Consider the following 12,164-nt stretch of genomic DNA (forward strand, 5'->3'; position numbering starts at 1 on the left):
CGGAGCTTCTCACGACGACGGGCAGCGCGGGATTTTGGAGGGCTCTCGCTCATGCCGGCGCAAGGTACCAGCCGCTCGCGCAAATGCGAACCCGCGCTGCAGGGGCCTAAACCCGCGCCGGCACGGTGAAGCTGGCACCCGGTTCGAGCTCGACGAATTCCACATTCGACTCGCTCTCGCGTAGTCGATCAGCAAAGTCGCGAGCGCTCCCGGCCGTGCTCAGTAACGCCCCGAGCAAGCCCCGAGTGTTCTGGGGTTCGAGGCCCGTGGGCAGCACCCAGCGCGGCTCGAGGGCAGTCACGGCTTCGAGGCTCCGCGCCCCGCCCATGACGATCGGCAACCCCAGCAAGCGCACGGACTCCACCGGCAGCACGGCCACGTCCACGGGCCCGCCCGCGCGCAGCTGCGGCAGACGCCTCTTGTGGGTCACGTGGGTCTCGACGTAGACCCGCCGGCCGCTGCGGTGCTCGTGAATGCAGTAGCCCATGGAGTTGTGGCGGTAGGGCCAGCCGGGCTGGACCGGGAGCAGCTCCACGCCAGGGGCGAGGCTCCGCGGCTCCCCGAGGCGCAGGGCCTCGACGCTGGCGTGGCCCCGGCGACGCAAGAGCTTGGCGGCGAAGGGCGTGGCGAGGATCGGCAGCTGCTCCGGCAAGGCCCCGAGGGTCTCGGGGTCGAGGTGGTCGGCGAAGTGGGCCGAGAGCAGCACGTAGTCGAGGCTCGCGACGTCGAGCTCGTCGAGGCCGATCCACGGCGCGCCGTGGCTGCGGCTGAGCAGCCAGGCCCCGCCCGCGACGTAGCGCTCGCTGAGCCAGGGATCCATCAACACGCGCACGGGCGCGCCCGCGTCGTCCTCGAACTCGAGCAGCCAGGATTGATAGTCGTCGAGCTTGCGCAGCTTCATGGCGCGTTCACAGACCCTGCAGCTCGGGGGTGACGCAGCCCGGCGAGGAGCTGACGCAGGTCCCGTAGGCCTCGGCCACCTCGGGGTCCTCGTTGACCTCGCCGAGCTCGGGGGTCCAGGTCAGCACGCTCGGCTCGACGGTGTAGGTGGCCATGGCGTCGGCGATGGCCGGGTCGAGGTCGCCGCTGTCGACCAGCTCGGCGAGGATCTCGAGGCCGACGGGCCGCAGCTGCACGCGCATCTCGACGCGCTCGGGCAGGGCCTCGGCGCTGAACTGCCGCGAGCGCCAGGTCGCCGCGTCGCCGGTCGAGCCGAACACGGCCGGCGCCGGGAGCAGCTCGGACTCGTAGCTGTAGGCCGCCCAAAAGTCGTGGGTCTCGGCCCCCTCGGCGTCGAAGATGCGATCGCGGAGCAGCCACAGGTTGGGGTCGTCGAGCTCGGCGATGGCCGAGCCCTCGCCGACGACTCCAGTGCTGAACACGAGCTCCTCGCCGACGCTGCCGACGAGCTCGAGCCACGCGCGGCGGTCGGGGGTCGAGCCGCTGGGCCACGCGTGCCCGGCCGCCTCGTTGTGCAGCCACACCGAGATCAACCCGTCGCCCTCGCCCGGGGTCTGCTCGCGCACGCACAGCGTGGCGCACAGCGAGGTCTTGCGTTGGTCTTCGATGGCCTCGAGCTGCTCGGCGCGCAGCTGCGGCCCGAGCTCGGCGTCGGGGAAGTCCGTCAGCGCCACGTCCGTGCCCACGAACATGTGGCTGTGCACGCTGCGGTCGCCCGGCACCCCGGGGTAGTCGGCGATGGGCCCGACGGACTTGTCCATGTGGCAGTCGTTGCAGCTCAGGCCCCACAGCGCGGGCTTGCTCAGGTCGTCGGGGTCCGGGTCGCCGTAGAAGCTCTCGAGCCACTCGTGGTAGGTGCGCTCGATGTGCGCCCCGCCGGGGGTGACGATGTCGTGGCAGCTGCCGCACAGGTCCGAGGACGCGACGCGGTCGCGGTTGAACAGCGGGCTCGCCTCGACGCCGTGGACCTCGGGCGCGAGGGCGTCGGAGATGCTCCCGCGCATGACCCCGTCCATGGCCAGGCGCAGCGGGTTGTTGTGCGTGCCCTCGACCGCCTCGACCTGATGGCAAAAGTAGCAGGTCACGCCCTGGAGCTTCTGCGGCACCTCGTCGAGGTTGAGGCCGTCCTCGGTGAGCCCGAGCTCGACGGCCATGGGCGCGTGGCACTTGACGCAGAAGTCTCCGAGCTCGCCCTTGGTGTCGCGCTGGCCCTTGGCGTTCATGGCCCGAAACACCGGGTCCTCCGCGGCGTAGGCGTGCATGCTGCCCAGCCACTCGCGGTAGTGGGTGGGGTGGCACTCCTCGCAGGTCGCCGGGTCCTGGAGCGCCTCGAGGTCGTAGCCGGGCTCGGCGTCCGGCGGCGCGTTGCAGGCGAGGGTCCCAAACCCGAGAGCCCCGAGAGCCCCGAGGGCGCCGAGCACCAACGCGCTCCGCTCGAGCCTCGTCACGGTTGCGCTGCGCCCTCGTCGATCCACGTCGCAATGCTACACAGCGCGCCGTCGTCGATGTTGCTCGATCCCGGCGGCATGCGCAGCGCGGGGTCGTCCGTGGCCAGGCGGATGAACAGCGGGGAGCACTGCGCGTCGCCCGGGATCACCAGCGCGCCGGCCGTGAGGTGGTCGTAGCTCGCCTGCGCGTCGGTGAAGGTCATCCCGTCGAAGGCCCCGCCCGAGCCGTCCTGCGCGTGGCAAGCCGAGCCGCCCGCGCACCCCTCCAGGGTCTGAGACCAGACCTGGTCGTAGCTCGCAGAGAACAATGGCGTGCAGCCCTCGACGTCGTACTCGACGCACGCGAGCTCACCCGCCTCGTCGTCCCCGGCCTCGTCGGTGTCGTCGACGCAGGCGAGGGCCGCGAGGGCGATCGCGACGCTGAAGCAGGCCCGGCGCAGCGCGAAGGGCATGGGGCTCACTCGACGCAAAAGGCGAACATCAGCGAGTCGGTGCCGCCGTCGGTGGTGATCTCGAAGGTCACCTCCCACAGGCCGGTCATGAACAGGTTGACCGGCGTGACCTCGTAGCGCCCGGGGGTCTCGGTCTCGGTCACCACGGCGTTGACGGGGGTGCCGTGGCCGTGGTCGGGCATCATCGGCACGGCGGTCATGGTCAGGCCCGCCATGGGCTGCCCGCCCAGGTCGGTGAAGTCGAGGACCCAGGTGTTGTCGCCCTTGTGCGGCGGCGCCGGGTCGGAGGACACGAAGGTCGCCGAGACGACGTCCCCGGACTTGCTCAGGCCCACGGCGAACTCGTCGTCGCGGTCCTCGCTCTCGCACCCCTCCGCCTCGGTCTCGCCGTGATCCGCGTGGTCCGAGTGGTCCGCGTGATCGTCTGCGGCCTCGTCGTCGCCCGAGTCGCCGTCACAAGCAGACAGGGGCACGAGCGCGGCGATGGCCAGGGGGATGGCGAGCTCGAACAGGCGAAGCGAGGTGAAGCGCATGGCCAGAGCTTGCCACAAGCTCGGCGGCGCGCGAGTGCGACCGAGCGCCGCACCCCCTCGCCCGAAACATGCGCGGCGCTCCCTCCGTTATCGGATGCCAGCCGCGGTGTCGTGGGTCGAGCTTTGAGCTAGTTCGCCGGGTAGGCGCAGCCCGCGATGCAGGTCGTATTGTGCCGCTGGGCCGCCGACTCCAGGTCCCCAGGCTTGAAGTCGTCGGTCAACACCGAGGCCTTCGGGTCCCAGTCCGAGCGCATGTAATAGCGCGCGCTCAGCCCCATCACGTCGAAGTCGAAGTTCTCGGCCACGGTCCGGGCGTTGGACCGGATCTCGAACGTGCCCACGCGCTGCTCCGACGCCGAGGCCACGAAGGTGGTCTGGTTGCCGCTCTCGGACACGAAGGAGTAGCGCTGGGGGAACACCGCCGCGAGGGTGTTGCGGTCGTGGGGGTACATGCGCGTGAGGTTGTGCAAGTTGGCCACCACGACCCCGCCAGGCGACAGCTTGTCGAGGCAGGCCTGGTAGGCCTCGCGGGTCTTGAGGTGGTAGGGCACGAACACGCCGCGGAAGGCGTCGAGCATGATCTGGTCCCAGGGCTGCTCGGCCTCCTCGATGAACAGCCGCCCGTCGCTGACGTGGGTCCGGTAGTTGGGGTGGTCGGGCACGCCGAAGTACTTGCGGGCCAGGCGGACCACCTCCGGGTCGATGTCGACGGCGTCGATCTCCAGGCCCGGGAAGCGCTCGAACAGGTAGTTGCTGATCTGCCCGCCGCCCAGGCCCATCATCATGAAGCGCTTGGGCTTGGGGTTGACCAAAAAGCCCGCCATCATCGTGCGCGAGTAGTCGAGGTCGAGGCTGCTGGGGAAGTCGAGGTCCTTGCGCGACTCGATGTAGCGGGTGCCGTCGACGACGAAGTACATGGTCAGCACGGAGCCGCGCCGGGTGACCATGATCTCGTTGTATTCGGAGGTCGTCTGCTCGAGCAGCTCCTCCTCGGCGCCCCAGGCCCCCCGGGGCCAGCCCGCGAGGACACCCGCGCCCGCGAGCGCGAGGCCGGAGCCCAGGCCTGTCAAGGAAGTGCCGAGCCAGCGGCGACGGGTCCAGCGCGTCGAGGACATGAGGGCAGCATAACAGCCAAAAAATTGCCTCGCGGCCCCGGTCCTGGCTTGTTTGGGGAGTGCCATCGACGACGAGCGCAGCAACGAAGGCGACCCGCGCGGCCTCCACGGCCTTGGGCGCCGCAGGCATCGCCAGCCTGGGCCTGGCCCTCGGTGCGATCCTCGTCGGTCAGCTGATCCTGGTCCCGCTCGTGGCCGGCAACACGGCCCTGGTCGACGCCAACCTGGCGCGGGCCCTGGCCGAGCCCCTGACCCTGCGCGCTGCCGAGCTGACGATCGGCGCGACCGTGATCCTCGCGGCCCTCGCCCAGCCCTGGCTGCGCCACCGCGTCGCCTCCAGCCTGGCCCTGCTCGCCGCGGGCATCGCCGCTTGCGACCGCCTCGTGCTCTTGCCCGAGCTCCACGGCCGCTGGGGCCGGGTCGACCTCGTCGCCATGCGCCCGCTGGACCGCATCGCCGAGGCCTCGCAGCTGAGCCTGGTCCACCACGCCGCCCTCGCCGTGGTCTTGCTGCTGCTCCTCGCCCTGTCCGTGATCGCGGCGCTGCCGGCCCAGCGCCGGCGCTAGTCACTTCTTGCCGAACAAGCTGCCCAGGAAGCCGCCCTTGGCCTCTTCCTTGGCCTTCGCCTTGGCCTCGCGGTCCTTGATCTTGATCGCCCGGAGCTGACGCTGCGCGTCGATGTTGCGCGGGTCGAGCTCCTGGGTCTTCGAGAAGCACATCTTCGCCGGGCCGTACTGGTCGAGACGCACGTGCAGCATGCCCTTGAAGTAGTGGGCGCGGGCGCAGGCCGGCGCGACCTCGATGACCTTTTGGAGCTTGGTGATGGTCGTCTGCGCGTCGACGTCGCGATCGCCGGCGAGGAAGTTGGTGTAGTAGAAGGCGGCCTCGATGTCGCTGTCTTGGGGGCTCAGGCCGTGGGCCTCGGCGAACAGGTCGCGGGCGGCGACGTACTTCTTGCCGCGCAGCAGCTTGTCGGCGTCGCGGGCCTTGACCTCGGCCTCGAAGGCGTTGCGCACGATCGAGTTGGTGTCCTCGCCGACCTTGCCCGTGCCCCCGACCTCGAGGGTCTCGAGCAGCTTCGCCCGGCTGTCCTTGTTGCCCAGGACCCCGTAGGCCTCGGACAGCGCCGCGAACACGGGCTCGACCCGGGGCCGCAGGTGCGCCCGGCCCAGGCCCTCGAGGGCGTCGGGGTGGAAGGTCTTGCTCAGCTCGGCCCACACCTTGCGGATGTCCTTGCGGCCGGCGTCGAGCTCGAGGCCGAACAGCTCGAAGGCGTGGACCTCCCTGGCGACCTTGGCCTCGAGGGCGGCGAGATCGGCCTCGAACTTCTGGTCCTCGGCGCTCGGCGCCTTGGGCTTCGCGGCCGCCTTGGGCTTCGCGGCCGCCTTCGGCTTCGCGGCCGCCTTCGGCTTCGCGGCCGCCTTCGGCTTCGCGGCCGCCTTCGGCTTTGGCTTGGCCTTGGGCGGCGGAGGCGGCTTCGCGCTCGCCTTCGGCTTGGCCTTGACCGGCGGCTTCGCGCTCGCCTTGGCCTTGGCCTTGGCCGGCGCCTTGCCGGTGCTCTGGCTGCCCAGGTTGACGCCGAGCTCGTGGCCCGCGGCGACGGCCGTGGACCCGCTGGCGATGGCCTGGATCGCGTCGTCGCCGACGCGCAGCATCTGGCAGGTGATCAGGGTGAAGATCAGCTGCAACACCCGGGTCGTGTCGACCCCGGGGCGGATCATGCCTTCGAGGGTCACGCCCCGGCCGAGGGCGGCGAGGGTCGGGCCGTCGGGGGCCGAGAAGCCAAACTGTCGCTCGTAGCGGACCAGGGCCTTGGTCGCGACCAGGTCTCCGCCGATCGCGTCGCCGAGCTCTCGCCGCAGCCGCTCCTCGTCGTAGTGGGCCTGCACCCCGGTCCAGACCAGCGCGAGCACGTTGACCGGCGCGAGCTCGTCGCCCTTGCCCAAGTCATGCTCGGCGGCCTCGACCTTGGCCTCCGCGGGCGAGAAGGCGTCCGCGGCGAACATCGCCGTCAGCTTGCGTATGCACTGCACGCGCAGGGCCTCGGTGCGCGTGGCCTCGTCGATGAAGTCGCCCTCGAGCAGGACCTCGCCGAGCAAGCTCTCGTTGTTGTGGATCGAGACCAGCCCGACCTCGAGGGTGCCCGCGTCGATGTCCCCGCGCTCGAGCATCACGTTGCCCAGCGCGTCCTCCATCCGGTTCCAGTCCGTGAACACGGGCATGCCGCCGCGCAGCCACACCCGGCGCTCCCCCGCGGGGCTCGCCTGGTGGAGGGTCACCGTGCCCGTGAAGCGCTGGCGGAGCAGGGCAAACAACAGGCGTGCGAAGGAGTAGCCTCCGGCGAGGGGATCGAGCTGGATCGTGCGCGAACTTCCTGCCTCCGCGGCCATTCTTGGCCAGATTAGCACGGCCCCGTGTCCCCGCGGGCCCTCTCTCCCCCTACCCGAGCTGCGACCCGAACTACGCGGCACCCCGCCGCGCACTCGCGCCTGCTGCGAAGCGCGGGCGTTTCGCACCATCACCGCTGGAGTGGTGTGGCGCGCCCTGCTACCGTTGCCGGGATGGAGGCTCAGACTCCGTGAGCATCAGCTTCGCCGTAGGTCGCGACCGCGTTCGCTTTGCCGGCAAGACCGACGTGGGTCGAGTCCGCTCGCACAACGAAGACAACGTGCTCATCCCGGACGAGCTGCCCCTGGGCGTGGTCTCCGACGGCATGGGCGGCCACGCCTGCGGAGAAGTCGCCAGCCAGATCACCGTCGACGTGATCGGCGAGTTCTACAAGCGCACCGCCGAGGAGACCGCGCGCACCTGGCCGTTCCGCGCGCCCTCCCTCGAGCTCCAGAAGAACCGGATGACGACGGCGATCAAGCTGGCGAACTCCGAGATCTTCGACACGGCCGCAGCGGACGCCGAAAAGAGCGGCATGGGCTGCACCGTCGAGGCGATCTTTTTTGACCAGGGCCGCTTCTACATCGGCCACGTCGGCGACAGCCGCGTGTACCGCATCCGCAACGGCACCATCCAGCTGATGACCGAGGACCACTCCTTGCTCAACGACTGGAAGCGGATGAAGGACATGAGCCCCGAGGAGATCGCCAACTTCCCCCACCGCAACGTGGTGGTCCGCGCCCTGGGCCTGGCGGAGTCGGTCTACGTCGACGTGGTCGTCGAGGAGTACCAGCTCGAGGACATCTACCTGCTGTGCTCCGACGGCCTCAACGACATGCTCGAGGACGACGAGATCCTGGCGATCGTCGAGAAGCGGAAGAAGCGGCTCGACGGGGCCTGCATGGCGCTGATCGACGCCGCCAACGCGGCCGGCGGCAAGGACAACATCAGCGTGCTGATGGCCCACGTGCTCCAGGGCTGAGTGCTGTTTTGCCCCCACAGCCGGCCGGGACCGGGGGCGCTTCGTCGCTCCGCTCCTCCGCTTTGGCTTGGTGGGCAATGCAGTTCGTGCCTTGGAGAAGGCTCGTGGTCGCCCCCGCAAGCGGGGGCGTGGACTCGTTGACAGTCTCTGAGTCGTGGGCGTGGGGCAGGGAGGGCGTGGCGTCGCCCACGACGGCTAAAGAGTCGCCTCGGCCACCTCCCGGGCCAGGGCCAGGGCCGCCGTCAGTCCCGGGGATTCGATGCCCAGCAGGTGCCACGCGCCGGCCGGGGACTCGAGGATCTCGAAGTCGGCGAGGGGCTCGCCCGGGCCGACGAGCTTGGGCCGCACCCCGCAGCCGTCGTAGACGAGGGCGTCGTCGTCGACGTGCTCGGGGCCCAGCAAGCGCCGCGCCGCGCCCAGGAACGCGGCCGCCTTCGCCTCCCCGCGGGCGGGGTCGTAGTCGATCGGCGCGTCGGGGTCGAGCCACTCGAGGTCCGGGCCCAGGCGGCAGCGACCGTCCAACTCGAGGGTCAGGTGCACGCCCAGCGAAGGGCTGCCAGGCTCCTTGACCGGGTAGATCAGCCGCCCCCAGGCCGGGTGTCGGCGCAGGCGAAAGTAGTCGCCGCGGGCGGGGTAGAGCGTGCGCTCGATGCCGAGCTCCCGAGCCAGCGCCGGAGCGCCGAAGCCCGCGGCGTTGATCAGCCGCTCGGCGACGAGGGGGCCCCGCGAGGTCTGCAGGCGAAAGCCCCCGCGGACTGCTTCGACCCTGTCGACTCGGGTGGAGCACAGCAGCTCCGCCCGGCCCGTACCCTCGGCGGCGACGATCAGCGAGCGGACCAGGCCGTGGGCGTCGACGATGCCCGACCAGGGCGACCACAGCGCGGCGGTGATCGTGCTGGGCAGGTGGGGCTCGAGCTCCCGGGCCCGGGCCAGGCTGATCGCCTCGACCACGGCCCCCGAGCGCCCCGCGTTGTCCGCCAACACCTCGAGCTGCCCTTCGAGCTCGGACCGGGTCGCGACCACCAGCTTCCCCGTCCGCCGATGGGCCACCCCACGCTCGGCGACCCAGCGCCACAGCGCGCGCATGCCCTCGACGCAGCTCAGGGCCTTGCGCGAGCCCGGCGAGTAGTAGAGCCCCGCGTGGACCACCTGACTGTTTCGGCTGGAGATCCCCCGCCCCTCCCCGGCCTCGGCCTCGAGCACGTAGATCGGCCCGCAGCCCCGCTCGGCCAGGCTCCAGGCGATCGCACAGCCGACCACCCCCGCGCCGATGATGGCGATGGCACAGTCGGGCGCCGACACGGAGGGCATGAGCCGAGTGTACTCACGTCCGCCGCTTCGGGCGTGGATCCCCGGCCGATCCTCGGGTACGGTCGCCGCTCCATGGCCTTCGAGTACAAGCCGGGCATCTACCAGACCACCAAGTACCTTCCGGGCAACGAGGCCGAGATCGGCCCCGGGGAGCTCGTCTTGATCCGCACCGACGGCGAGTTCGCGCCCGCCTCCGTGCTCAAGCCGGTCTCCAACCGCAACAACCAGTGGCAGTTCCAGATGCCGGGGATCAAGATCCCCTCGGCCTCGCTGAACTGGGGCGACACCCTGGTCAAGCTCCCCCACGAGGGCTTCTACCGCCTGCTCAAGGAGATGACCTTCGACGGCGGCGGCCGCTGGCTCGTCAACGCCATCGTGCAGCTCGGCTACACCCGCAAGGCCGAGCCGATCCTGTTCATCGCCCAGCGCCGCAACCCCCTGGCGAGCAACGACCTGTTCTTCTCGGACAAGGGCGTCAAGGTCGAGCTCGACGGGCTGATGGAGCGCATCGAGCCCCTGGCTTGGTACCAAGAGCCCAACAAGTCCGACAGTTAGGCCCCCACAGCCATCGAGAACCGGGGACGCTCCGTCGCTCCGCTCCTCCTCTTTGGCTGTAAGGCGATGGGGTTCGTGCCCCCTCAGACCGCATGTGCTCGCCCCCTGAAGGGGGCGTCATCTGACGGAGATGAAGACCCCAAAATGGGGATGACGATCTCCCGGCAAACTCTCTGAACGAAAAAGAGGGACCCACGTGGGTCCCTCTTTTTCGTGGTTGAGCGCTGGTCAGTTCATCAGGGCGCCGAGGATCTGGCCGATCTCGATGAGGTCGCCGTCGGTGTCGTTGGCGGTCTGAGCCAGGGCCAGGGCGTCGAGGGCCGGCTGGAGCGCGGCCGCCTTCTGGTCGTTGGTGTAGGCCTGCTTGAAGGCCTTGAGGGCGTCGGTGTAGGCGAGGATGGCCGCGCCCTTGAGCAGCAGGGCCTGGTCCATGCCGGTCAGCTCGCCGATGGTCCAGGTCTGCGCGAGCTCCTGGGACTCGAAGGTCCACGGGTCGTCCCAGGTCACCGTCACGGTCACCTCGGCGTCCTCACCGGCCAGGTCCGGGGCGCAGGTCTCGACCTGCTGGTAGAAGACCATGGTGTCGTTGGGCGCGAGGTTCTGGGGCTCGACCTCCTTGGGGTCGCCGCTGATCTCCTCGCCGCTGAACTTGACCACCTCGAAGCCCGGGGGCATGTCGAGCTGGACCTGGACCTCGCGGGCGGCGATGGCCATGACCGACTCGAAGTTGTCGCCGAAGGTCGTCCAGACCTCCTCCTCGGAGGGCATGAACACCGAGGCGCCCTTGCCCGCGTCGGTGACCGCGTCCATCAGCTCGTCGTTGTAGTCGTCGGGGTCGTCGACGCCGACGCCGACGAGGTAGATGCCGTCCGAGCCGCCGTAGGCCGCGTTCTCGGCGATGAGGTCCAAGTCGGTGATGCCCGCGTTCGCGCCGCCGTCGGAGATCAGCACCAGGCGGTTGATGGCGTCGGGGTCGTAGACCATCTGGGCCAGCTCGTAGCCCGACTCCAGTCCCCCGTAGAGGTTCGTGCCGCCGCCGTGGACGACGTCGTTGATCTTCTCGAGCAGCAGCTCGTCGTTGGGGCCGGTGACCGCGTAGCCCGCCAGGGTCCAGTCGTTCGAGGTGTCCCACTCGCAGATCGAGACGGTGTCGCCGAGCTTGAGCTGGGCGGCGATCGCCCGGCTCGTCTCGCGCAGCAGCTCGATGGGCGTGCCCGCCATGGAGCCCGAGGTGTCGAGCACCAGGGTCACGTTCATGGGCGGCCGCTCCTCGGGCGTCATCAGCTCCGAGGCCACGCCGATCTGCATCTGGAAGCGGGCCTCGTCGCCCTCGCCCTCGATCGGGTTCATCGCCGCGTAGACCGACAGCTCGCCGTCCGCGGCGGGGTCGTAGTCGAAGCCGTAGTAGTTCATGAACTCCCAGGTGCGGATCGGGAAGCCCGACAGGCTGTTGCCGCCGTAGTTGAGCACCCAGTCGCGGACCTGCACCGGCGAGGACATCGAGTTGCTGTCGTCGGGGCTGAGGTAGAGGGTGATGGGCGTCTCCTCGTCGCACATCGGGTCACCGGTCTCGGTGGTGTCCGTCTCCTCCTCGGAGGTGGACTCCTCTTCCTCACCCTCCTCGCCCGTGTCGAGCTCGCCACCGTCCGTCGCGTCGCCACCGTCCGTGCCCTCGTCCTCGCCCCAGCCGTCATCGCCGGTCGTGTCGCCGCCCGTCCCGGTCTCCCCGTCGGAGCCGAGCTCGTCGCCCTCCTCGCCCTCCTCGCCGAAGTCATCGGCGCCGCCGCCGGTCCCGTCCGAGCCGATGTTCGACTCGTCTTCGCCGCTCGAGTCGTCGGAACAGGCCACCAAGCCAGCGCTGGCGAGGAGCAGGGGGAGGGACAAGAGGGTGTGCTGGGTCAAGCGTCGCATGGCAGAAGTCTCTGAGTTCAAAAGGGGGGTCTGCCTCGGATGTGCCTCGGTGGGAGTGAACCGATCACGACAATTGGAAAACTGCTGTTTTTGGGCTCGGAGGGCTGGTTTTGCGAGGTGCGCGGTTTTGCTGGGGGTGCTCGAGTCCGGGCTGCGTGCGGCAGGGGTCGATGAACCTGGGCGTGTGTGGTGGGGTTCTCCCGCCACTGCTGCATGCGGCGGGGTTCTCCGGCCACTGCTGCATGCGGTGGGGTTCTACGAACACTGCTGCATGCGGCGGGGTTCTACGAACACTGCTGCATGCTTCCCGGGTTGGAGAGCTGGCTATTTTTCCCCAAGAGGTTCTATCGGGAGGCCCTCGAAAACGCTCGCCCCGACGAGGAATCGTGCTCGTTCGCTTCGCTCTCTGCGCGCGTTTCCTCCACCTACGCTCGCTTCGCTCGCTTCGGCTCGAGGTCGGGGCGACGGGGAGGATTGCTTTGGCGGGGGTGAAGACCAGCCTGGTTCTT

General features: G+C 69.7%; 11 protein-coding genes. 3 read left to right on the forward strand and 8 right to left on the reverse strand.

Annotated elements, in window-relative coordinates; genetic code table 11:
* Nucleotides 1–106 precede the first annotated feature (106 nt).
* From PPSIR1_RS23790 to PPSIR1_RS43635, 5 genes are all read right to left on the reverse strand, one after another.
* Nucleotides 107–901: an MBL fold metallo-hydrolase gene (locus tag PPSIR1_RS23790; RefSeq protein ID WP_006973718.1), complete on the reverse strand. Its 795-nt coding sequence runs from the start codon at nt 899–901 to the stop codon at nt 107–109.
* A gap of 7 nt (nt 902–908) precedes the next feature.
* Nucleotides 909–2,408, reverse strand: coding sequence for a multiheme c-type cytochrome (locus PPSIR1_RS23795; RefSeq protein WP_006973719.1), 1,500 nt, complete (start codon nt 2,406–2,408; stop codon nt 909–911).
* Nucleotides 2,405–2,860: a c-type cytochrome domain-containing protein gene (locus tag PPSIR1_RS23800; RefSeq protein ID WP_006973720.1), complete on the reverse strand. Its 456-nt coding sequence runs from the start codon at nt 2,858–2,860 to the stop codon at nt 2,405–2,407. Before PPSIR1_RS23800 ends, PPSIR1_RS23795 begins: the two co-directional genes overlap by 4 nt.
* 5 nt (nt 2,861–2,865) lie before the next feature.
* Nucleotides 2,866–3,393 (reverse strand): FixH family protein, encoded by a 528-nt coding sequence (locus PPSIR1_RS23805; RefSeq protein ID WP_006973721.1) that lies wholly within the window; start codon nt 3,391–3,393, stop codon nt 2,866–2,868.
* A gap of 128 nt (nt 3,394–3,521) precedes the next feature.
* Nucleotides 3,522–4,508 (reverse strand): spermidine synthase, encoded by a 987-nt coding sequence (locus PPSIR1_RS43635; RefSeq protein ID WP_157595901.1) that lies wholly within the window; start codon nt 4,506–4,508, stop codon nt 3,522–3,524.
* Between the two features lie 113 nt (nt 4,509–4,621).
* Between PPSIR1_RS43635 and PPSIR1_RS23815 the strand changes: the two genes are divergently transcribed.
* Entirely contained in the window at nt 4,622–5,074 is a 453-nt protein-coding gene (locus tag PPSIR1_RS23815; protein ID WP_006973723.1) for a hypothetical protein, read from the forward strand.
* Here PPSIR1_RS23815 and PPSIR1_RS48230 read toward each other — a convergent pair whose 3' ends face one another.
* A complete protein-coding gene (locus PPSIR1_RS48230) occupies nt 5,075–6,898 on the reverse strand; it encodes a J domain-containing protein (RefSeq protein ID WP_157595902.1) in 1,824 nt (607 codons plus the stop codon). It lies immediately after the preceding gene.
* Between the two features lie 188 nt (nt 6,899–7,086).
* Between PPSIR1_RS48230 and PPSIR1_RS23825 the strand changes: the two genes are divergently transcribed.
* Complete coding sequence (locus PPSIR1_RS23825; RefSeq protein WP_006973725.1) at nt 7,087–7,878, forward strand: Stp1/IreP family PP2C-type Ser/Thr phosphatase; 792 nt, start codon at nt 7,087–7,089, stop codon at nt 7,876–7,878.
* 195 nt (nt 7,879–8,073) lie between these two features.
* On the opposite strand, the gene PPSIR1_RS23830 is transcribed toward PPSIR1_RS23825, so the two are convergent.
* A complete protein-coding gene (locus PPSIR1_RS23830; RefSeq protein ID WP_006973726.1) occupies nt 8,074–9,189 on the reverse strand; it encodes an NAD(P)/FAD-dependent oxidoreductase in 1,116 nt (371 codons plus the stop codon).
* 72 nt (nt 9,190–9,261) lie between these two features.
* Here PPSIR1_RS23830 and PPSIR1_RS23835 point away from each other — a divergent pair, with 72 nt between their 5' ends.
* Nucleotides 9,262–9,744, forward strand: a complete 483-nt coding sequence (locus PPSIR1_RS23835; RefSeq protein ID WP_045116636.1) for a hypothetical protein — start codon at nt 9,262–9,264, stop codon at nt 9,742–9,744.
* Between the two features lie 228 nt (nt 9,745–9,972).
* On the opposite strand, the gene PPSIR1_RS23840 is transcribed toward PPSIR1_RS23835, so the two are convergent.
* Complete coding sequence (locus PPSIR1_RS23840; RefSeq protein ID WP_006973728.1) at nt 9,973–11,655, reverse strand: vWA domain-containing protein; 1,683 nt, start codon at nt 11,653–11,655, stop codon at nt 9,973–9,975.
* Nucleotides 11,656–12,164: the final 509 nt, after the last annotated feature.

This window comes from Plesiocystis pacifica SIR-1 (assembly GCF_000170895.1).
In the GTDB taxonomy this organism is placed as follows: domain Bacteria; phylum Myxococcota_A; class Polyangia; order Nannocystales; family Nannocystaceae; genus Plesiocystis; species Plesiocystis pacifica.

What these genes read in the sequence shown, in the direction of transcription:
- PPSIR1_RS23790 (WP_006973718.1), bottom strand. Translation starts at nt 901, where the DNA reads ATGAAGCTGCGCAAGCTCGACGACTATCAATCCTGGCTGCTCGAGTTC.
- PPSIR1_RS23800 (WP_006973720.1), bottom strand. Translation starts at nt 2,860, where the DNA reads ATGCCCTTCGCGCTGCGCCGGGCCTGCTTCAGCGTCGCGATCGCCCTC.
- PPSIR1_RS23805 (WP_006973721.1), bottom strand. Translation starts at nt 3,393, where the DNA reads ATGCGCTTCACCTCGCTTCGCCTGTTCGAGCTCGCCATCCCCCTGGCC.
- PPSIR1_RS43635 (WP_157595901.1), bottom strand. Translation starts at nt 4,508, where the DNA reads ATGTCCTCGACGCGCTGGACCCGTCGCCGCTGGCTCGGCACTTCCTTG.
- PPSIR1_RS48230 (WP_157595902.1), bottom strand. Translation starts at nt 6,898, where the DNA reads ATGGCCGCGGAGGCAGGAAGTTCGCGCACGATCCAGCTCGATCCCCTC.
- PPSIR1_RS23830 (WP_006973726.1), bottom strand. Translation starts at nt 9,189, where the DNA reads ATGCCCTCCGTGTCGGCGCCCGACTGTGCCATCGCCATCATCGGCGCG.
- PPSIR1_RS23835 (WP_045116636.1), top strand. Translation starts at nt 9,262, where the DNA reads ATGGCCTTCGAGTACAAGCCGGGCATCTACCAGACCACCAAGTACCTT.
- PPSIR1_RS23840 (WP_006973728.1), bottom strand. Translation starts at nt 11,655, where the DNA reads ATGCGACGCTTGACCCAGCACACCCTCTTGTCCCTCCCCCTGCTCCTC.